We start from the raw sequence: 19,408 nt of genomic DNA on the forward strand, positions 1-19,408 counted from the left end.
TTATACCTCCCGTTCTTTAAGCCGAAAATAGGCCATGATGTATAATAAGACCACTACCATACTTCCCACAGCATACCGAATTTGATTTCCGATAGGCTGAATCATCTCAATCTTGCGATAGTAGTATTGATTCGTAGGTGATTCGGCTATAGCATCCGAAAAAGGCGTAGCACTCCGAATGCTTCCAGAATCAGTTATTGACTGTAAAAAGTAGTTGTTACCCAAAAAGCCAAAGATGAGTAAGGCAAAGGCAATTATAACGACTATTGGCAGTGTATACTTTCTAATAAGCAACGTAAAAGCAAGTGTAAATGAGTGTAGAAGGGCAGTAAATGCCCATAACTGGGTTGGAATGTCCTCCATGCTCTTTTCATTAAAAATAGATTGAATGACATAAAGACCTCCCTGTTGACGAATCGTAGCTAATTGCTCAGGTGTCCAGTTTCGATTGTTGACATATGAAACACCGATTGTATCCATTAACGCAAATACAGACAGATAGACAACTACGAACCCTAATCCAGAAATAAACCAGATCAACGCCATTTTTTCAAACTGTGATGCTGGTTGCATCAGATAGTTAACGGCTCGTTCTTTTTGATTTAATACCGTCGTTTGCTGTACAGTGAAAATATACCAGCAAGGCCAGACGAATAAAAAGAATAGTAAATCTCGCTGCCTGTCAACCACAGCCGGGGAGCCCTGGTATGCAAAAACACACGCTACGAATAAGGCTCCTACAAGCAACCCAAGGTTTGCTAATAACTGCACTTTGTTATCCGTAAAATATTTGCGCAGCAGCCGTCCAAAGCGGCTGAATGAAAATGTCTGGTTCATGCGTTTGCCAGGGTTGGGCTAGATGAAAATAATTGTTTAATACGCGCTGGCTCGGTTTGTACAGCATTAAAAAGCCGTTCCAAATCCAGACGACTAGGTTCACCTAATGGGTTCTCAGCTACAATAGCATAGCCCCCTACCACCCGCTCGACGTGCAGCGCTTGCCGGGTATTCTCCAATTCGGGAACCATACCAAACCATAGTTTTGCTGTTATTTCTTCGACGCTGGCTTTTAACGCGATACCTCGCTCCGACAGAATCACAATTGGATCAATCAAGGCGTCAAGATCACGAACCTGATGGGTTGAAATTACGACCGTCCGGTTTTCATCAACCGCCCCGGCAACTAACCGCCGAAACTGGCTCTTGGATGGAATGTCTAACCCGTTAGTTGGTTCATCCATAAGCAGTACCGACGTATTCGTCGCTAGCCCAAACCCAATCAGAATTTTCTTTTTCTGACCATACGACAGCTCATGAAGATTCTGAGATTCGGTGAGGCCAAACTCATGGATATAGCCTGCCATTTGTACCCGGTCAAAGCGGGGATAGAAAGGTGCATTGGAGTCAATAAATTGCCGGATTCGCACGTCAGGCATAAAAAACTCTTCCGGTACAAGAAACAAGTCTTCCAGAAACGCAGGTCGTCGCTTTTCGGGTATGTAATTGCCAACCTGAATAGACCCTGCACTCGGATACAGCAAGCCTGAAAGCAGCCGGAAGAGCGTTGATTTCCCGGCTCCGTTGGGGCCTAGTAAGCCATAAATCGAACCAGCCGAAAGCGTTAGATTTAACCCTTCGAACATGGGTTTACCGCTACGGTAACCAAAGGATACATCTCTTAAGTCAATCATAAGAAAAGTAGCTATAGTGTATTAGATAAGTAGTACACTACAATAGTAATGATAAGTATTTTTATAAATTAACTTTCTGGATAATTTATTTTTAGAGCATAAAAAAGGCGTCTCGTTACGAGACGCCTTTTTCCTATAAAATCATGACAAGGTTATTTATTCGACACTTTTTTGGCGTCTTTCTTCATTGCCTTAGCGTCTTTTTTCATATCCTTAGCGGCATCGGCTTTCATATCGTCGCCTGCACTTTTAGCCTCTTTCTTCATTTCTTTGGCTTCGTGCTTCATTTTTTTATGCTCCATCTTGGCATCTTTTTTCATGTCGTCCTGAGCAAAAGCGGCCCCTGTCATAATCATGACAGCAACAGCAGCGAGCATTAATTTTTTCATGAGTTGATATGGTTTATGTAGTTAACACATTCATGAAACGAACTGCTTATCAGAAGGTTATTAAACCTCAATTAAATAAATAAGAAATTACGCCCTACTAAAGCGAACAACTATTGATTGGTGTTCTTAGGGGTTTTCTTTTTGGCCTTCACATTCGATGGACCAGTGCGCACACTGCTGGCGGCATCAACTTTTGTCGTTCCACGGTTTGATCCACTGGCATCAGCCTGATGCTGATCGCTGGTCAAACCCGTTCCGGTAGAGGCTCCGTTTGTTCCATCGTGAGTGTTAGCCGCCGATGTACTTGAGCGGGCGGCATCATTGGCAGACATAGTACCACTTGTTGATTTGTTGTCGCTTGTGCGACGGGGTTGCTTCTGTTGAGCAACGGCTGTTCCGGCAAGTACCAGAGCCAGCGCAAGGATTGCGAGTGAGTTAATCATTTGTATTTCGGTTAACGTGAGTAATACAATTGATAACTCGCTCGCAGCCTATGAGTTTTCAGGAAAGCGAATAATATAAACAGATGGCCATCTAAAACTAGGCAGCCACTTTAAATTCTGATGTTAAGTGGAATGTAACGTCGGGGTTATTTTGCTGATTCATGCGCAACATCCAATCCGATTCGGCCAGAAAAACAGGGTTCTGGTCTTTATCATACGCAATCTGGTTGCCTTTCAAACGAATAAACTCAGCCAGTTTAATCGGGTTCTCGGCAGTGATCCAGCATGCTTTTGTGTAATTCAACGGCACCCAACGGCATTTAGCTCCATATTCGTTTTCAAGGCGGTACTGGATTACTTCAAATTGCAGTTCTCCAACGGTTCCAACAATTTTTCGGTTACCCAATTCGAGTGTAAATAATTGTGCCACACCCTCATCGGTCAACTGCTGAATACCTTTATCCAACTGTTTCGACTTCATAGGGTCGAGGTTGACCAGTTCTTTGAAGATTTCCGGCGAAAAACTCGGAATCCCCTGAAACTGAAACTCCTCGCCTTCTGTCAGGGTATCCCCGATTTTAAATGTGCCCGTGTCATAGAGGCCCACAACGTCGCCGGGGAAACCTTCTTCCACAACGCTCTTACTGTCGGCCATGAAACTGAATGGACTGGCAAAGCGAACATTTTTATCCAGCCGGGTATGGTGATAAAATTTATTCCGCTCAAACACGCCCGAACAAATGCGTAGAAACGCAATCCGGTCGCGGTGGCGCGGGTCCAGGTTCGCATGGATTTTGAAGACAAAGCCACTGAAGTTTTTTTCGCCGGGCAGCACTTCGCGCTTATCTGTCTGGCGGGCAATAGGTTCGGGAGAAATCAGGCAGAAGCCTTCAAGCAATTCTTTGACACCAAAGTTGTTCACCGCCGACCCGAAAAATACGGGAGCAAGCTTGCCATAAAGATAAGCTTTCTCATGAAAGGCGTCATAAACGCCGTCAATCAGTTCGACATCCTCCCGAAGGCTGGCGGCATCGCGCGCACCGACTTTTTCGTCGAGCAAATCGTCGGCCAAGTCGATTGCTAATACATCTGCTTCGACTTTCGTTTTATTGGCTTTAAAGAAATATAACTTTTTCTCGATCAGACTATAAACTCCTTTGAAGTCAGAACCCATGTTGACCGGCCAGGTCATTGGCCGGACCCGAATGTTGAGTTTCTCTTCCAGTTCATCCAGTAGGTCGAATGGATTTCGGCCTTCACGGTCAAGTTTATTGATAAAAATGATTACCGGTGTATCACGCATCCGGCACACTTCCATCAATCGTTCAGTCTGTTCCTCAACCCCTTTTACACAGTCAATCACCAGAATAACACTATCAACTGCCGTAAGCGTCCGATACGTATCTTCGGCAAAATCTTTGTGTCCAGGTGTATCAAGGATATTAATCTTCAGATTTTCGTACTCAAACGTCATGACCGACGTGGCCACGGATATACCTCGCTGCTTCTCGATTTCCATGAAATCTGAGGTAGCGGTCTTTTTTATTTTATTGGACTTAACAGCACCAGCCGTTTGGATAGCTCCGCCAAAAAGGAGTAGCTTTTCAGTCAACGTTGTTTTACCGGCATCGGGGTGACTTATGATGGCGAACGTCCGCCGACGAGCCGTTTCGGCCTGTGTATTCGTTTGCATTATTCTCAGAATCAAGTTACAAAGATACAAAAAAAGGAGTAAAGGGAGGAAGGGGAGTAAAGGGAAGAGAGGAAAATTTAGTGTATAATCCCCCTCCTCCCTTCACTCCCCTCCTCCCTTTACTCCTTTTTATAAAAAGGCCCACAGCAGCAATGCCCAGCCCGCTATCATGCCTAAACCACCAATTGGGGTAATGGCTCCAAGCCAGGTAATACCCGTAAAACACAAAATGTAAAGTGAACCCGAAAAAATAATCACGCCACCCAAAAATGAATAACCTGACCAGTTCAGCAGTTTAACAATAGTAGGATTGCTGCCGAATGCGTGCATCAGCATGCCCACTATAACAAGGGCGAAGGCATGATAGAATTGGTACCTGACAGCCGTTTCGAAGGTAGCGGCCCGCCCGGAGGCATCAAGCATAGTCCGTAATGCATGGGCACCGAAGGCACCGATTGCAACGCCCAGCAGACCTAATACAGCCCCTGATTGAATAAAGAATTTCATTTTCGTATGTCATGCTGACGAAGGAAGCATCTTCGGATCAGGGTGTGATTGATGTATAGTACTTCTCAGTTTACCTGACGAAGATGCTTCCTTCATCAGCAAAATCCCTAATTTCTACTCCCAAAAATAGCACTCCCAACCCGAACCAACGTACTACCCTCTTCTACGGCAATACGGTAATCGCCACTCATGCCCATCGATAATTCATGAAAACGAATCATAGGACGCTGAATCTGACTCAGTTTATCGTACAGTAGTTTCAACCCCCGAAATTCCCCGCGAATTTTCGACTCGTCGTCCGTATTGGTCGCCAAGCCCATAAGCCCCACAATTCGCACATTTGGAAGTTCGTTCAGCTCAGGTGCCTGAAGTAACGCTTCGGCCTCATCGGCCGACAGTCCAAACTTGGTTTCTTCGTCGGCAATGTAAATTTGAAGCAGACAGTCGATGACCCGATTGTGTTTGGCAGCCTGTTTGTTCACCTCCTGCAAAAGCTTCAGGCTATCGATCGAGTGAATCATCGCCACAAACGAAGCTATGTATTTAACTTTGTTTGTCTGCAAATGGCCGATTAGATGCCACTGCACATCGGTGGGTAGTTGTGGCTGTTTATCGGCCATTTCCTGCACTTTATTTTCACCAAACTGGCGGCAACCAGCCTCATACGCTTCGAGCAGTAGCTCAACCGGTTTGGTTTTAGTAACTGCAATAAGGGTAGCCTTACCATGTAATTCACTCTCAATCAGGCGAATTGAATCAGCAATCATAGTCTCTTACGTAGTTGTCTTGTAACAACCGTTTATTAATATTGTGCAAATATAGGTTTGAGAATTACGCAGGAACGCGTAGTTTTTGGCCACCAACGAGCCAAACAAGGCAATAAATCACAAAGTGGTTTAGTTTTGGTAAAGATTTAACCTCAACTCTTCAGTCAAACACATGACCCCAATGGAACCCAGAACCCAACCCCAGAATAACAGCCGCAGCTATCTACTAGCCGCATTAATAATTCTGGCTGCCCTCAATGTGCTCCTGCTGTACTTCTACTACCAGGAACGTCAGGATAATAAAACAAAAGATGCCACAATTGCAGCTAAAACAGAAGAGGTTTTAATTGCTAAAACAAAACTCGATTCAATTTCGGCACAGCTAGATGCTAAAATCGCTGAAATTCAGCAATTAGGCGGTAGCGTTGATTCGTTAATGAAGGTAAAAGCTCAGCTTGAAATTGATAAGCGCGAGTTGAAAAACGTTGGTGCATTCGATAACAGGAAATACAACCAGAAAATACGAAACTACCAGGCAATCTTGGTTCAGAAAGATCAGGAAATTGCTCGTTTGAAAGAAGAGAATGGGATTCTTTCTGAGAAAAACGAATCCCTGTCTCAGGAAAACAGCGGCCTCAAAGCGGAGAAGCAATCATTGAGTGATTCAGTTGTGTCAGTCACGATAAAAAATCAGGAGTTAGCGGAAAAGGTCACTATAGCAGCCGCGCTTCATGCCGAAGCGGTGACCGTTAATGCCGTTAATTCGAAAGGAAAAGAAAGCGATGGAGGTACATACAAAGCCAAAAAGCTGGATAAAATTCATGTATCGGTACTTCTGTCACCAAATGGCCTGGCAAAAAAGGATGAAAAGCTACTTTACATTCGGGTCATAGATCCAAACGGTGCTGTCATCTCCGATTTGGCCACTGGTTCCGGCGAGTTCACGTACAATAATCAGGGAATGATTTACACGGCAATGCAGAAGTTTACTTTCGATAATAGCCGTCAACGACTTGACTTCTTTTACGGCCGCAGTGGTCAACCGTTTAGAGAAGGCAAGCATATAATTGAAGTATACTGCGAAGGCTTCCGTATTGGCGAAGGCGAGTTTACGGTGAAATAGTCGGTAAGTCAGTAAGTGTCTACGCCTAAGTAGGTAAGTGGCTGGTGCAAAGAGAATCTCATGAGCCAGCCACTTACCTACTTAGGCGTAGACACTTACTGACTTACCGACTTATTAACTCAACAGTCCCTTTGCTTTTCTCACTTTTTTCACTACCTTTGCGCCCTAATTTCAAACAAATTACATAAAAATGTTTCCTAATAACTACGAGACGGTGTTCATTTTAACTCCCGTTTTATCTGATGCTCAGATGAAGGACGCCGTTGACAAATTCCGCAAAGTGCTGACCGATAACGGTGCGGAACTTGTTCATGAAGACCACATGGGTTTGCGCAAGCTAGCCTATCCAATTCAGCATAAGAACACGGGTTACTACCAACTCTTCGAGTTTAAGGCCCCCGGCACGATCATCGAAAAACTCAACACTGAGTATCTTCGTGACGAGCGGATCATCCGTCACCTGACGATTTCGCTCGATAAGCATGCTGTTGCTTACAACGATCGTAAGCGCAATGGCTTAGTGGGTAAGAAAAAACAAACCGAAAACGCCGGGGAGGCCAAGTAATCATGAGTCTGCAAAACGAATCTGTCTCGAAAACCGAGAACCGCAAAAAATACGACCGCTTTAAGAAAGCCGGTATTAAATACATCGACTACAAGGATGGCAACTTCCTGTTGAAATTACTGAACGAGCAAGGTAAAATCCTTCCCCGTCGGTTAACCGGAACGACCCTGAAGAACCAGCGCAAAGTGGCCCAGGCTGTCAAACGCGCTCGTCATTTGGCCATCCTGCCTTACGTAGGCGATTCTTTAAAATAAGTTAATCAGTTAGTAAGCCAGTGAATCAGTAAGTAACGCACATGCGATTTATTACTTACCGACTTATCAGCTTATCGACTTACCGACTCTCACAAAATGGATATCATTTTAAAAACCGATATTGCCGGCCTGGGCTATAAGAACGACACCGTTGTGGTGAAGCCCGGTTACGGTCGCAATTACCTGATTCCTCAGGGATTTGCAATGATGGCAACTGACTCTAATAAGAAGATCGTTGCTGAAAATATTCGTCAGGCAGCTCACAAAGCCGAAAAAATCAAAACCGAAGCGCAAACCATTGCCGACGGTATTGGTGATATGACGTTGACGATCCCAGCGAAAGCAGGCGACAGCGGCAAAATCTTCGGTCGGGTTACCAACACGCAGGTGGCTGAAGCCCTTCGCGAAAAAGGCTTTGACATTGACCGCAAGAAAATTACGGTTGAAGATGTTAAAGTTTTAGGTACCTACGAGGCTGCACTTGACCTGCACAAGGATGTGAAGCACAAAGTGAAATTCGAAGTAGTATCGGCCGAATAAGCCCTACTATTTTCAGGAAACCGACCGGCACGTTGCAGAACGAGGCTGGTCGGTTTTTTCATTATATTAGGTTGACAACAAGTTCAATATGCCACCTCGCGATCTTGAAGCAAATGCGCATGTGGGCGCCTTCCTAAATAGTAAAGGAACCGAGTCAAAACAGGTCGTCGGGTTTCGTGTTTCAGTACTGGCGTTGTTTGGTGAACAAGCGAGCATGGGCGCACACGAAAGGCTACTTTCTAGCTCATAATCAGGCCATTAATAACAAAAATCTTTCATATTAAACGGACCTAATCAGCCCGTTTTTTTGTTAATTTAGTATGCAGTTTCATACCGAATTTTCGCCCGAACCACTCGCCCAACGTCTTGGTCTTAACAGTAGAATTGTGACCATTGGGTCGTGCTTTTCCGATGTTATGGGACGTCGGCTAACTGATAATAAACTTGCTGTGCTGGCTAATCCATTCGGCACAATCTTCAATCCGGTATCCATCGCTAAATTACTAACGATGGCGCTACGGGGAACTACCCCCGACGAGAGTGGCTATGTTGAGCGTGATGGTAACTGGTTTCACTATGACTTCCACTCATCACTCTGGGCTAAAAGTCAGGATGCATTACGCAACCAGTTAACCATACGTCTGGCGCAGACGGGCGATGCCATTCGAAAGGCTGACTTTTTGTTTTTGACACTTGGCTCGGCTATCGTACATCGGCATATAGAAACGGGCAATGTAGTGGCCAACTGCCATAAAATGCCTGGCTCGCTATTCGAGAAGTATCTTTATAACATCGATCATCTACGTGACGATATGACGCGTCTGTTTAAAACGCTTCGTAAAGCCAATCCTACGTTAAACATATTGCTCACGGTTAGCCCCGTTCGACACACGCGCGACACCTTGCCGCTGAATAGCGTTAGTAAATCCACACTCCGGGTGATTTCGCATGAACTGACGGTATGGAACAGCTGGGTATCGTATTTCCCGGCTTATGAGCTAATGATGGATGACCTGCGTGATTACCGTTTTTACGAAGCGGATATGATTCACCCAACTACGCAGGCCCACGACTATATTTTCAACAAATTTGCCGAAAGCGCATTTGATGCCGACCTTCGTGCTTTCGTTGATGAGTGGTCACAGATCTCGAAATCGCTGGTTCATCGGTCTCTTTACAGTACTGGGAGTCGGGCTCATGTCCAGTTTCTAACCAAGTTAGCTTCTCAACTTGAAGGTATCTCACACTATGCAGACGTGTCTGCGGAACTGGCAGAGGTACGAAGTCGTTTAGAAAAATGTACAATGTATGATGTAAAATGAATAATCGAGACTGCTCATAAGGCAGTATGGTCTGTGAACCCAGTTATTTTGCATTTATCATTACCCATTATTCATTTCTCTCTTCTGGATGTCTGATTACCGATTAAATAAAGAAGCCGTTCTGCGGGCATTGAGTACCGTTGAAGAACCCGATTTAAAGCGCGATATTGTTTCGCTCAACATGGTTAAAGATGTTGTGCTGGGTATTGGTTCGGTTCGATTTACGGTTGTATTGACCACACCTGCCTGCCCGTTAAAAGAAGTTATTCGTAAACGCTGCGAAGACGCGATTTATACGCTCATAGGCGCCGATATTCAGGTTACCATTGATATGACTTCCGATGTGACCTCAACGCGAGCCAATGCACCCACGCTACCGGGGGTGAAAAACATTATTGCGGTTTCGTCAGGAAAAGGGGGCGTTGGAAAATCGACAGTTACAGCGAACCTGGCTATCGCGCTGCACAAGTCGGGCGCAAAAGTTGGCATCATCGACGCCGACATTTATGGGCCTTCAATGCCAACGATGTTCGGAGCCGAAAACATCCAGCCCCGTATTTTTCAGGTGGATAGCCAAACGAGGATGGAGCCAATTCAGCAATACGGCATCAAGATGCTCTCGATGGGTTTGTTGGTAGCACCGGGTCAGGCAATTATCTGGCGGGGTACAATGGCGGGTCGGGCTTTACAGCAGTTTTTTTCCGATGCCGATTGGGGTGAACTGGATTACCTGCTTATCGACCTGCCACCCGGCACTGGCGATATTCACCTGACACTAGTGCAAACGGTGCCTGTAACAGGCGCTATTATTGTGACAACGCCCCAGAAGGTTGCTTTGGCCGATGCGACAAAAGGGCTATCGATGTTCCGGCAACCGCAAATCAACGTGCCGGTGCTGGGTGTGATTGAAAATATGTCGTATTTCACTCCTGCTGAGTTACCAGATCATAAATATTACATTTTTGGCAAGGGTGGTGGTCAGACTCTGGCCGATCAGTTCGATGTACCTTTGTTGGGTCAGATTCCACTTGTACAAAGTATTCGCGAAGCTGGCGACGACGGGCGTCCTGCTATCAGTGCAGGCGAACCAGTTGCGACAGAGGCTTTTCAGGCAGCTGCCGAAGCTCTCGCTCAACAAGTAGCCATTCGCAATGCAACCATCGACCGTACTGAACGTGTACAGGTTGCATAACCAACGTATAAAGTATAAATTTACCGTAAATCAATGATTCAATGGACACGGTAGTTAATAGCGACCAACTGATTAGTAAAATAGAACGGGCACTTGACAGCATGAGGCCCTATCTGGCTGCCGATGGCGGTAATGTTAAGATATTGGAAGTTACCGAGGACAAAACCGTTCGACTTGAACTGGTTGGCTCCTGCGGCACTTGCCCCATGTCAGCTATGACATTTAAAGGTGGACTGGAAGAGGCTATTCTGAAAGCAGTGCCGGAGATTACAAAGGTCGAAGCGGTAAACATTACCCCTGCCTTTTAATTGATCAGGGCGTGGCTTGGTTTGAGTGTGATTGAACATTGATCGCTCGAATTATACCAAGAACGCCTAGTTTATTAACAAGAAGAACGCCGATTCAGGCGTTTTTTTGTTTCTTTGCAATTCTTATTATCCCTCAAATTAAGTGAAAATAGGCATTTTCTTCGGTGGACCGGCGCGTGAGCGGGAGGTTTCGTTTGCTGGTGGGCGTACCGCCTTAGCTAATTTAGATAAAGGCTTATTCGAGCCCGTACTGGTTTTTGTCGATGGGCGAGGACGGTTTCGGCTCGTCACGCCGGAATTTCTTCAATCACCATCTTTGCGCGAAGCCTTGCCACAGGACGAATCCGGCTTTTTAGTCTATGATGAGTCACTAGCTACCGATGTCCTCGATACAAGTTTGCCTGAGCTACGACCAGAACAGTTTCGAGATCATTTCGATTTGGCGTTCCTGGCTATGCACGGACCCGATTGCGAAGATGGCGCTATTCAGGGACTGTTGGAATGGTATAAAATGCCTTATACTGGCCCCGGTCTGGTTGGATCAGCGGTTGGGATCAATAAAATTCTGCAAAATGAACTGATTGCACTGGCCAATGGTCAACAGAAAAAAACGGCGACTATTAGCCGGGATGCCTACGAACAAGCCGACAAAGCTCAGTTTTTTCAGTCACTTGTTGAGCATCTGGGGCTTCCCATTGTTGTAAAGGCTCCTCATCAAGGCTCATCCATTGGCGTTGTGATTGTGCGAGAGGCCGATTTAACCCTCTTCTGCCGATCCGTAGAACAGTGTTTTTTTACAATGAGCATACAGCCTGATGGCTGGAGCAAACTAAGTGAGTGGGGAGGCTTATCGTCGGAAGAAAAACACGAGCTGGCGCAGAAAATGGTCAGTTTGGATGCTGGCATCAGTTTTCCCGTTGTGATTGAGCAAACGGGTGAAGTAGTCAAACACCCTGCCGACTTTGTAGCTAAGCTCGATGCCGTTGGTAATCAACCCATATCATTAGCGTCTCTTAATGCCGAAGATGAGGTCCTGTTTGAAGAATTCATTACCGGACAGGAATTTTCCTGTGGGGTAATTCAGGACGATGACCAGGTTGCCATTGCCTTGCCTCCAACGGAGATTTATAACGTAACGAGTTTCGATTTTGAATCGAAGTACAAACTGAACACGACGAAGAAGCGGATTCCGGTTGAAACGAGTTTAGAGAATAACCGCAAAATTCAGCTGGCCGTAGCGGAGGTATTTTCCCGATTGGGTATCAATGTGTATTCACGGATTGACGGTTTTTTGACGCCCGCTGGTGATGTATTGCTCCACGACCCCAACACCATTCCGGGAATGTCGCCTTCGTCGTTGATCTTTAAGCAAATGGCCGAAATCGGCTTGAACCTAGCCAATTCTCTCACCTACCTTATCCGCCAATCACTCCGCGAACGTATTCGTACCGGGAAAGACACGTTTCATCTTAAACGTTTACTTGCTGAACTTGATGCTCAGTTAGCCGCTCGCAAAGCTAATCCATTACCAGAGCGCGTAATTTCCTTCGGATCGAGTGATGAAGAATTCATAGCTGCCAAACAGCAGTATAACGAAATTGCTGCTTCTGGTACAGTATTTCCATCATTAATGTATATTAAAAGTAAACTGGAATCGCACGAGATACCTGTTAATCTACTGTTCAAAGACACGATTGCCGAGCTGGAAACAGCGTTGAGTCGGCCACGCCATCCGTTGCTTGTTGAAACAACGGAGCAGGCCCGACACGTTACCCAACGATATATATAAAACTGTAAGGTTCATACAAAAATGCCCTTACCAGACAGTAAGGCCATTTTTGTATGAGTAGGCTATATTATAACAATACCGGCTGGCCTGTTCGTACAGATTCATCACAGGCGAAGGCAATTTGCAAACTACTAACGGCGTCCTGCATATGATCAGTCAGGTCGCGATCTTGCAGAATGGAATCCAGAAAATACCGTTGCTCCCGGTTGCAAAGTTCCTGATGATCGGGTTCGTCCTGCATATCAATCCAGGTGTCTTCTTCTACAAACTGGTCGTTGGCATCTAGCGCGGCTTTATGTACGCGTAATGATTCTGTTTTTGTATGCGAATCTACATTATCTGACTTTCCGGCGGCACCGGCGTTTTTGGCGACAATAGATACGCATCCATCCGGCCCAATTACATCTTTAACAAAGAAAGCCGTTTCGCTCATCATAGGTCCCCAACCGGCTTCGTACCAGCCTACAGAGCCATCTTCAAAGCGAATCTGTAACTGGCCATAGTTGTAATTACCGGCAGGAATGTCATTCGTTAAACGAGCACCAATGGCGTTCACCTGTAACGGCTTCGAACGGGTCATTTGACACATTACATCAATGTAGTGCACACCACAATCCACAATCGGGCTTAGGCTTTTCATCAGGTTCCGGTGGACTGTCCACATCGTGCCGTGACTTTGCTGATTCAGGTTCATCCGCATTACCAGCGGCTTGCCTAACGTCTGTGCTATCTCAACAAATTTGGCCCAGGATGGATGAACCCGCAGAATGTAGCCAATCACTAATTTCTTACCAGCCTTTTGGGCAGCCGCCATTACGCGTGTTGCTCCTTCGACTGTATCAGCAATCGGCTTTTCCATGAATACATGACAGCCCTGTTCGAACGCCATAACAGCAAAGGCTTCATGTGTATCAGGGTATGTGGAAATACAAACCGCATCGGGTTTAGTTTCAGCCAGGGCCGTTGCATAGTCACTATAGAGTGTATAGCCACCGCCCAGTCGTTCATTTAATACAACTTTACTATTCCCGGTAGATACAATACCACAAATTTCGAAGCCGTCGATTGTTTGATAAGCAATGGCATGCGACGCGCCCATGTTGCCGCATCCGACGACGAGAACCCGTATAGGTTGAGTAGTTACAGACATATTTTGTTTGTTACAATTAAACAAGTACCTGAGTGAGGTAAAATCACTCAGGCAGCAAACTTACGACAAATTAAATACAGCTATTTCGTCGAATATGGATCAATAGGCTCAATAGTACCATCTGCCTCACGATGCAGCTCCGTTACCTTAACATTCCGCAGGTGGGTTTTCCCCGATAGTTCGGTATCATGGTAAAAGATGTACCATTTGCCCTTGAATTCAACAATTGAGTGGTGCGTTGTCCACCCCTTAACCGGCTTCATAATCACTCCCTGGTAGGTGAAAGGCCCATAAGGCGAATTACCAACGGCATAAACCAACCAATGGGTGTCGCCTGTGGAATATGAGAAGTAGTATTTGTCCTTATACTTGTGCATCCAGCCACCTTCAAAAAACCGTCGGTCATGGTCACCGCCCAAGAGCGGCTTCCCGTTTTTATCAATGATTTTTACATCTTTAGCTACTTCATCAAAATGCAGCATATCTTTACTCAAGCGGGCTATCTTAGCCGACAAAGCAGGCGCTTTATCGGTGCCAAGATCTGTTTTTGAACCATTTTTCTCGTATTTCCCAGTAGCCCAACGTTGCAGTTGCCCGCCCCAGATTCCGCCGAAGTACATATAGGCTTGGCCATCCGTATCGGTAAAAACAGCCGGATCTATACTGTAACTGCCCGCAATTGGCGTAGGTTCTGCCTTAAATGGCCCACTGGGCGATTTGCTGGTCGCAACACCCATTCGGAACACATCGCTTTTGTCCTTGACCGGAAAATACAGGTAATACATACCGTTTTTATAGGCAGCATCAGGCGCCCATAATTGACGACCAGCCCAGGGTATATTCTTTATATCCAGCCCCACGCCATGATCGGTAACCTTACCATTAATGCTATCCATTGATAGAATATGGTAATCCTGCATGGCGAAGTGAGCGCCTTCATCGTCCTCTTTTACCCCCGCATCTATATCGTGGGAAGGGTAAATGTAAATCTTCCCATTGAAAACATGAGCGGACGGATCAGCGGTGTATATATCGCTTACTAGAGGCTTTGGTAAAGCATTGGCACTAGCTGTTGTATCACTGGCTACTGTATCCTTTTCGTTACTTTCCGTCTTTGACTTATTACTTTGACAGGCTCCGAGGAACACGCCCGAAACAACAACGACAAGCGCCAGATAACTGAGCTTACGGGTATTAATCATATTTAGCTTAAATGATTTGTTGGAGTACTAACAGGCAAAGGGCAAGCCGCTCTCGTTTTACTGAACACGTAAAACACAACAATAACGCTGGAAGTAGAAAAATTAGCCTTCGTACGAGATATCCGTAATTTTCAGTACGTTTTCGCCCTTTATTGTTCGTAACGCTATCGAATCACCTACACTCTTTCCGAGCATAAGTCGTGCAATTGGGGCCGTAAAGGCAATTCGTCCGTTTGTGGCATCGGCTTCATCAACCCCTACAATTGTTAACTGGCGATTAGCTTTACCATGTTTAGTACTCTGGCTTTTTAAATGAACAGTTGCTCCAAAGCGCACTTCATGATGTGGTTGTTCATGATTATCAACAACTTTTGCCGTTGCAATTCGCTGATTGAGCGCTCCTATTTGTCCATTCAGCAACGCTAATTTGCGCATGCGTTCTGTTTCGTCAAGTTCATGAATTTGCGTGTGTGCATGTTCCTGCTCAAGCGCAGCCAATTCTTCTCTTAACAAGGATAAACCTCTATACGTCACATAATTCGTCGTACCCGGTGGCAAAGGAGCCCGAGCCGGAATAACGACAGGATCGTCGGCACGCTCATTCTTCAGAAAAGCACTACTCATATTATTATCACCATTTACAGCAACTTAACTGTGCTAAGGGCATCTTGTTTATAGAGAACCCTAAACTCATTCCCGTTTATATGCCGTTTAACTCGTTGTTATGACAGGTCACAACTAAAGCCTTTTTTGAACCTCGATGACACTATAAGTTTGTCCGCAAGTGAACAATGCATGTCCAGTTATGGACACTACCAAACTAAGCAATCAAAATAACTATCTAATTATCAGAACAATATATTGTTTGGCACAACCTTTGGCTTAGTAACTATGAACAGTAAACAACTACAAACATTCAAATACACACTACCATGTTTTCACTATTAAGCAACTTAGCCGGTTCTGTATTAATCAGTGCAGCTACTCTAACAAATCCAACGAACCCTAAAGCATTATCATTTGATGCCAGCGCCTATGTCACAGTTAATAAACAAATTCGGGTAGCTGTTCAAAAGAACACTAAAGTCCCTGTCGTCGTGCTGCTACGTAATAAAGACAATGAGATCTTATTCCGACAGAACATCAGTAAGAAAGAGTCAACGTATGCAGTAAAACTGGATGTCAACGAATTGACCGATGGACAATATGAACTGGAAGTAAGTTCGAGCGAGGGAAGTATACGCAAACAATTCAATCTATCGACAGCACCTGCATTGCAGGTAACCCGCATCGTGGCTTTGCAGTGAAGGCATCTTTTAACAACGAAACCCCAGACTTTCATCCAGGGTTTCGTTGTTAAAAGACTGCTTTTTAAACTATCTGAACACTCACTTCGTAATAATCGACGGTAGGGGCTCCGGCGAAGTAGTTACTCATGTGTTTAAGGATGTCTTGCAGAAAACCACTGGATTCAGCGGCCTGACGTGCGGCCTCAGACTCCCAAATCGTTACCATCAAACCCTTATTGTCGACGGGATTTGTCAGCATTCGACTGTTTTTAAATCCGTCAAGTTCTTTAAGCGCCGGACCAACAGAATCCCGAAAATAATTTATAGCGTCAGGAATACTTTCGCTCTTCAAAGGGAATTGAATAACCCTTGCATACATAGGCGTGATATGTTAAAAGTGAGTACTCTTTACTAATCAAAAAACGCTTAAGTACAGTTGTCGGTGTTGTTGGATTACGATATTCCTTTAAATTCTTCCTGCTCGGCAAAAGGTTGGCTTCTTAGTCGTTTGCCCGTTGCCTTAAAGATAGCGTTGGCAACAGCACCACCTGCCGGAGGAAGAGAAGGTTCTCCTAACCCTGTAGGATCGATTTCATTCTGCACAAAATGTACATCTACTTCAGGAATTTCATTCAGGCGAATGAGTCGGTATTCATTGAAATTTTTCTGTTGCGGTACACCATCTTTAAAGGTAAGGTTACCGTACATTGCATGCCCGATCCCATCTACGATGCAACCACGCACCTGCTGCTGTGATCCGCTCTGATTAATAACGACGCCACAATCCGCTGCTGAATAAACCTTTTGCAAGACAGGCTTTCCTTTTTGCATAACAACCTCGCCAACTTGAGCCACATACGAACGGTGCGAGAAATAAACGCTAAAGCCCTGGGCGACAGGCTTACCATCAGCTCCCTTTTTCTTGCCCCATCCTGACTTCTCAACCGCCAGATTAATCACTCCTTTCATTCGGTCAATGTCGTATTTGATGGCCCCCGTTGGCTTTTGTTTGGCTTTATCCAACAGCTCCAATCTAAATCGCACAGGGTCTTTTCCCGCAGCCTGCGCTACTTCATCTATGAACGACTGCTCGGCAAAGGCGAGAAAGTTTGTAATTGGTGCTCGCCAGGGGCCGGTGGTAATGGGCGATTTGTGATCTACGCTGTCAATTAACAGGTTATCGACAGCCCCCGCCGGAAAATTATCCTCTCTCGTTGAATTGCCGGCGTTTATACTAGCACCACGCAGCTTATAACCAATCATGTTACCCTGTGCATCCAAAGCCGCTTCAAATCGGTATCGAACCGCCGGGCGATAGCTGCCGCCAGTCATGTCGTCTTCGCGCGTCCAGATCACTTTTACCGGTGCATTAACCAACTTCGATACCTGGACAGCCTCCACAACATAATCTGCTTTTAGCCGACGGCCAAAACCTCCACCCATACGAGTCAACTGGACAGAAACCTTATCGGGCGTAATGCCAAGCAATTTAGCCGTTTCATTTCTCGCTAATTCGGGTGTTTGTGTCGGTCCCACTAGTTCAACACCATCCGGGCGGACGTGCGCGAAGAAATTCATTGGCTCCATTGGCGCATGCGACAGGAACGGGCATTGGTATTCTGCCTTGACGACTTTTGCCGCATTTTTAAACGCGGTTTCTACATCACCATCTTTTCGACGAACTGTTGCACCTGATCCATCAAGTAACTCTTTAAATATACGGTTGTGATCGGCGGTGCTTTCTAACGCATCTGCCTTCTCCCACTCTATTTTCAGCGCGTCTTTCGCCTTTTTCACCTGCCAGGTTGACTTACCAACCACGGCCACATTGTTATCGAATGTTACCACGTTGACAATACCCGACATCGCTTTTGCAGCTTCAGCGTTCAACGATTTTAATTTATAACCAAATGCTGGACGCTGGATCATGGCAAATAGCATGCCTTCACGGTAAAAGTCCAGACCAAACAGGGGTTTCCCCGTGATAATTTTGGGGTTATCTACGTTTCGAATTGTGCTGCCAATCAGTTTGAAGTCTTTTATCGCCTTCAGTTTAACATTCGTCGGAACCGCCAGTTGGGCCGCTTCGTTAGCTAGCTCACCATAACTCGCCTTACGGTTGCTGCCAGAATGCGCAACAAATCCATTTTCTGTAGTACATTCTGATGAGGGCACATTCCAGCGTTTAGCAGCCGCTTCAACTAACATCATCCGGGCTGTGGCTCCCGCTTTGCGAAGACGCTCCCAGGAGTGTGGGATTGAACCACTTCCACCTGCTACCTGGCGTTCAAATTTCTTGGTATCGAGTGGTGCCTGTTCAACCACAACCTTGCTCCAGTCCGCGTCTAATTCTTCGGCAACTATAATTGGGAAAGCCGTTTTTATTCCTTGTCCCACTTCGGGATTTGGTGAGAGAATGGTAACGATCCCCTCCGGGCTGATGGACAAATAGCTATTGAAATCGGCACCAGCTATAATAGCACCACTAGCAACAGTTGACCCAATTGCTTCAGCCTTAACCCAACTAAACCCTAAAACAAGCCCACCCCCAGCCAGCGTGGCTAATTTTAAAAAGCCCCTTCTATTTGTATGCTCTATATTCTTCATGACTATTTCGTTTTAGAAGATTTAATAGCACCTGATGTACCCATCGACATTGAAGCGACCTTCACAGCTTCCCGAATCCGATGATAGGTTCCACATCGACAGATATTTCCTGTCATTGTTTCATCTATTTCGGCTGAGGATGGTTTAGGATTTCGTTTAAGTAAAGCAGTTGCGGTCATGATTTGACCTGCCTGACAATACCCACATTGAGGTACGTCTATTTTATCCCAGGCAACCTGAACGGGATGGGTACCTGTAGCGGACAGACCTTCTATAGTTGTTACTTTCGATTTACCCACGGCAGAAACAGGCAATACACATGAACGGGTAGCTTCCCCGTTTAGGTGCACCGTACATGCACCACATTGAGCAATGCCGCAACCGTACTTTGTACCGACCAGACCGAGATTATCGCGTAGAACCCATAACAAGGGTGTGTCAGGCTCGACATCAGCTTGAAAGCTGCGGCCGTTAATTTGGAGTTTGAAGATGGCCATTTCTAGGGCAGAAGGAGATGAAACGTCTAATATACATAAAGTTAATGTGGATCAATTCCAAAAGTTGTGGAGCATCAAGG

Annotated in this window: 22 protein-coding genes; 9 read left to right on the forward strand and 13 right to left on the reverse strand. The window is 45.6% G+C overall.

Going from position 1 to position 19,408, the window contains the following annotated elements; genetic code table 11:
- From CWM47_RS20350 to CWM47_RS20380, 7 genes are all read right to left on the reverse strand, one after another.
- Positions 1-837 (reverse strand): hypothetical protein, encoded by an 837-nt coding sequence (locus tag CWM47_RS20350; protein WP_100990033.1) that lies wholly within the window; start codon positions 835-837, stop codon positions 1-3.
- Positions 834-1,691: an ABC transporter ATP-binding protein gene (locus tag CWM47_RS20355; RefSeq protein ID WP_100990034.1), complete on the reverse strand. Its 858-nt coding sequence runs from the start codon at positions 1,689-1,691 to the stop codon at positions 834-836. The genes CWM47_RS20350 and CWM47_RS20355 overlap by 4 nt, the downstream gene beginning before the upstream one ends.
- Positions 1,692-1,843: 152 nt before the next feature.
- The gene (locus CWM47_RS20360) at positions 1,844-2,080 is read right to left on the reverse strand and encodes a hypothetical protein (protein ID WP_100990035.1); all 237 of its coding nucleotides are present in this window, start codon (positions 2,078-2,080) and stop codon (positions 1,844-1,846) included.
- Positions 2,081-2,190: 110 nt separating this feature from the next.
- A complete protein-coding gene (locus tag CWM47_RS20365; protein ID WP_100990036.1) occupies positions 2,191-2,523 on the reverse strand; it encodes a hypothetical protein in 333 nt (110 codons plus the stop codon).
- 97 nt (positions 2,524-2,620) lie between these two features.
- Positions 2,621-4,216, reverse strand: a complete 1,596-nt coding sequence (locus CWM47_RS20370) for a peptide chain release factor 3 (protein WP_100990037.1) — start codon at positions 4,214-4,216, stop codon at positions 2,621-2,623.
- A 129-nt stretch (positions 4,217-4,345) separates the two neighbouring features.
- Positions 4,346-4,723 carry a DUF423 domain-containing protein gene (locus CWM47_RS20375; protein ID WP_100990038.1) on the reverse strand — a complete coding sequence of 126 codons (378 nt, stop codon included), beginning with the start codon at positions 4,721-4,723 and terminating at the stop codon, positions 4,346-4,348.
- Positions 4,724-4,830: 107 nt separating this feature from the next.
- Positions 4,831-5,490, reverse strand: coding sequence for a YggS family pyridoxal phosphate-dependent enzyme (locus CWM47_RS20380; RefSeq protein ID WP_100990039.1), 660 nt, complete (start codon positions 5,488-5,490; stop codon positions 4,831-4,833).
- A gap of 181 nt (positions 5,491-5,671) precedes the next feature.
- Between CWM47_RS20380 and CWM47_RS20385 the strand changes: the two genes are divergently transcribed.
- The 8 genes from CWM47_RS20385 (at position 5,672) to CWM47_RS20420 (ending at position 12,583) form a co-directional block, all read left to right on the forward strand.
- Positions 5,672-6,613, forward strand: a complete 942-nt coding sequence (locus CWM47_RS20385; protein WP_100990040.1) for a cell division protein ZapB — start codon at positions 5,672-5,674, stop codon at positions 6,611-6,613.
- Positions 6,614-6,803: 190 nt separating this feature from the next.
- Positions 6,804-7,178 (forward strand): 30S ribosomal protein S6, encoded by a 375-nt coding sequence (gene rpsF / locus CWM47_RS20390; protein ID WP_100990041.1) that lies wholly within the window; start codon positions 6,804-6,806, stop codon positions 7,176-7,178.
- 2 nt (positions 7,179-7,180) lie between these two features.
- Positions 7,181-7,432: a 30S ribosomal protein S18 gene (gene rpsR / locus CWM47_RS20395; RefSeq protein WP_018620831.1), complete on the forward strand. Its 252-nt coding sequence runs from the start codon at positions 7,181-7,183 to the stop codon at positions 7,430-7,432.
- 96 nt (positions 7,433-7,528) lie between these two features.
- Positions 7,529-7,972 carry a 50S ribosomal protein L9 gene (gene rplI / locus CWM47_RS20400; protein WP_100990042.1) on the forward strand — a complete coding sequence of 148 codons (444 nt, stop codon included), beginning with the start codon at positions 7,529-7,531 and terminating at the stop codon, positions 7,970-7,972.
- Positions 7,973-8,292: 320 nt separating this feature from the next.
- Positions 8,293-9,294, forward strand: coding sequence for a GSCFA domain-containing protein (locus CWM47_RS20405; RefSeq protein WP_100990043.1), 1,002 nt, complete (start codon positions 8,293-8,295; stop codon positions 9,292-9,294).
- 88 nt (positions 9,295-9,382) lie between these two features.
- Entirely contained in the window at positions 9,383-10,486 is a 1,104-nt protein-coding gene (locus CWM47_RS20410; protein ID WP_100990044.1) for an Mrp/NBP35 family ATP-binding protein, read from the forward strand.
- Between the two features lie 41 nt (positions 10,487-10,527).
- Positions 10,528-10,794 (forward strand): NifU family protein, encoded by a 267-nt coding sequence (locus tag CWM47_RS20415; RefSeq protein WP_100990045.1) that lies wholly within the window; start codon positions 10,528-10,530, stop codon positions 10,792-10,794.
- 142 nt (positions 10,795-10,936) lie between these two features.
- Positions 10,937-12,583: a D-alanine--D-alanine ligase family protein gene (locus CWM47_RS20420; RefSeq protein ID WP_100990046.1), complete on the forward strand. Its 1,647-nt coding sequence runs from the start codon at positions 10,937-10,939 to the stop codon at positions 12,581-12,583.
- A gap of 67 nt (positions 12,584-12,650) precedes the next feature.
- Here CWM47_RS20420 and CWM47_RS20425 read toward each other — a convergent pair whose 3' ends face one another.
- From CWM47_RS20425 to CWM47_RS20435, 3 genes are all read right to left on the reverse strand, one after another.
- A complete protein-coding gene (locus CWM47_RS20425; RefSeq protein WP_100990047.1) occupies positions 12,651-13,733 on the reverse strand; it encodes a Gfo/Idh/MocA family oxidoreductase in 1,083 nt (360 codons plus the stop codon).
- An 80-nt stretch (positions 13,734-13,813) separates the two neighbouring features.
- Entirely contained in the window at positions 13,814-14,935 is a 1,122-nt protein-coding gene (locus tag CWM47_RS20430; RefSeq protein WP_100990048.1) for a glycoside hydrolase family 43 protein, read from the reverse strand.
- A gap of 102 nt (positions 14,936-15,037) precedes the next feature.
- Complete coding sequence (locus CWM47_RS20435; protein WP_100990049.1) at positions 15,038-15,559, reverse strand: GreA/GreB family elongation factor; 522 nt, start codon at positions 15,557-15,559, stop codon at positions 15,038-15,040.
- Positions 15,560-15,867: 308 nt separating this feature from the next.
- Between CWM47_RS20435 and CWM47_RS20440 the strand changes: the two genes are divergently transcribed.
- Positions 15,868-16,242 carry a hypothetical protein gene (locus CWM47_RS20440; RefSeq protein ID WP_100990050.1) on the forward strand — a complete coding sequence of 125 codons (375 nt, stop codon included), beginning with the start codon at positions 15,868-15,870 and terminating at the stop codon, positions 16,240-16,242.
- Between the two features lie 64 nt (positions 16,243-16,306).
- On the opposite strand, the gene CWM47_RS20445 is transcribed toward CWM47_RS20440, so the two are convergent.
- The 3 genes from CWM47_RS20445 to CWM47_RS20455 form a co-directional block, all read right to left on the reverse strand.
- Positions 16,307-16,603 (reverse strand): antibiotic biosynthesis monooxygenase family protein, encoded by a 297-nt coding sequence (locus CWM47_RS20445; protein ID WP_100990051.1) that lies wholly within the window; start codon positions 16,601-16,603, stop codon positions 16,307-16,309.
- A gap of 74 nt (positions 16,604-16,677) precedes the next feature.
- Positions 16,678-18,831, reverse strand: coding sequence for a xanthine dehydrogenase family protein molybdopterin-binding subunit (locus tag CWM47_RS20450; RefSeq protein WP_100990052.1), 2,154 nt, complete (start codon positions 18,829-18,831; stop codon positions 16,678-16,680).
- A 2-nt stretch (positions 18,832-18,833) separates the two neighbouring features.
- Complete coding sequence (locus CWM47_RS20455; RefSeq protein ID WP_100990053.1) at positions 18,834-19,328, reverse strand: (2Fe-2S)-binding protein; 495 nt, start codon at positions 19,326-19,328, stop codon at positions 18,834-18,836.
- Between the last annotated feature and the right edge of the window lie 80 nt (positions 19,329-19,408).

The sequence above is a fragment of the Spirosoma pollinicola genome, assembly GCF_002831565.1.
GTDB classification, from domain to species: Bacteria; Bacteroidota; Bacteroidia; order Cytophagales; family Spirosomataceae; genus Spirosoma; species Spirosoma pollinicola.

Excerpts from the sequence above, each read along its gene's own strand:
- CWM47_RS20350 (WP_100990033.1), bottom strand. The coding sequence starts at position 837 with ATGAACCAGACATTTTCATTCAGCCGCTTTGGACGGCTGCTGCGCAAA.
- CWM47_RS20355 (WP_100990034.1), bottom strand. The coding sequence starts at position 1,691 with ATGATTGACTTAAGAGATGTATCCTTTGGTTACCGTAGCGGTAAACCC.
- CWM47_RS20360 (WP_100990035.1), bottom strand. The coding sequence starts at position 2,080 with ATGAAAAAATTAATGCTCGCTGCTGTTGCTGTCATGATTATGACAGGG.
- CWM47_RS20365 (WP_100990036.1), bottom strand. The coding sequence starts at position 2,523 with ATGATTAACTCACTCGCAATCCTTGCGCTGGCTCTGGTACTTGCCGGA.
- CWM47_RS20370 (WP_100990037.1), bottom strand. The coding sequence starts at position 4,216 with ATGCAAACGAATACACAGGCCGAAACGGCTCGTCGGCGGACGTTCGCC.
- CWM47_RS20375 (WP_100990038.1), bottom strand. The coding sequence starts at position 4,723 with ATGAAATTCTTTATTCAATCAGGGGCTGTATTAGGTCTGCTGGGCGTT.
- CWM47_RS20380 (WP_100990039.1), bottom strand. The coding sequence starts at position 5,490 with ATGATTGCTGATTCAATTCGCCTGATTGAGAGTGAATTACATGGTAAG.
- CWM47_RS20385 (WP_100990040.1), top strand. The coding sequence starts at position 5,672 with ATGGAACCCAGAACCCAACCCCAGAATAACAGCCGCAGCTATCTACTA.
- rpsF (WP_100990041.1), top strand. The coding sequence starts at position 6,804 with ATGTTTCCTAATAACTACGAGACGGTGTTCATTTTAACTCCCGTTTTA.
- rpsR (WP_018620831.1), top strand. The coding sequence starts at position 7,181 with ATGAGTCTGCAAAACGAATCTGTCTCGAAAACCGAGAACCGCAAAAAA.
- rplI (WP_100990042.1), top strand. The coding sequence starts at position 7,529 with ATGGATATCATTTTAAAAACCGATATTGCCGGCCTGGGCTATAAGAAC.
- CWM47_RS20405 (WP_100990043.1), top strand. The coding sequence starts at position 8,293 with ATGCAGTTTCATACCGAATTTTCGCCCGAACCACTCGCCCAACGTCTT.
- CWM47_RS20410 (WP_100990044.1), top strand. The coding sequence starts at position 9,383 with ATGTCTGATTACCGATTAAATAAAGAAGCCGTTCTGCGGGCATTGAGT.
- CWM47_RS20415 (WP_100990045.1), top strand. The coding sequence starts at position 10,528 with ATGGACACGGTAGTTAATAGCGACCAACTGATTAGTAAAATAGAACGG.
- CWM47_RS20425 (WP_100990047.1), bottom strand. The coding sequence starts at position 13,733 with ATGTCTGTAACTACTCAACCTATACGGGTTCTCGTCGTCGGATGCGGC.
- CWM47_RS20430 (WP_100990048.1), bottom strand. The coding sequence starts at position 14,935 with ATGATTAATACCCGTAAGCTCAGTTATCTGGCGCTTGTCGTTGTTGTT.
- CWM47_RS20435 (WP_100990049.1), bottom strand. The coding sequence starts at position 15,559 with ATGAGTAGTGCTTTTCTGAAGAATGAGCGTGCCGACGATCCTGTCGTT.
- CWM47_RS20440 (WP_100990050.1), top strand. The coding sequence starts at position 15,868 with ATGTTTTCACTATTAAGCAACTTAGCCGGTTCTGTATTAATCAGTGCA.
- CWM47_RS20445 (WP_100990051.1), bottom strand. The coding sequence starts at position 16,603 with ATGTATGCAAGGGTTATTCAATTCCCTTTGAAGAGCGAAAGTATTCCT.
- CWM47_RS20450 (WP_100990052.1), bottom strand. The coding sequence starts at position 18,831 with ATGAAGAATATAGAGCATACAAATAGAAGGGGCTTTTTAAAATTAGCC.
- CWM47_RS20455 (WP_100990053.1), bottom strand. The coding sequence starts at position 19,328 with ATGGCCATCTTCAAACTCCAAATTAACGGCCGCAGCTTTCAAGCTGAT.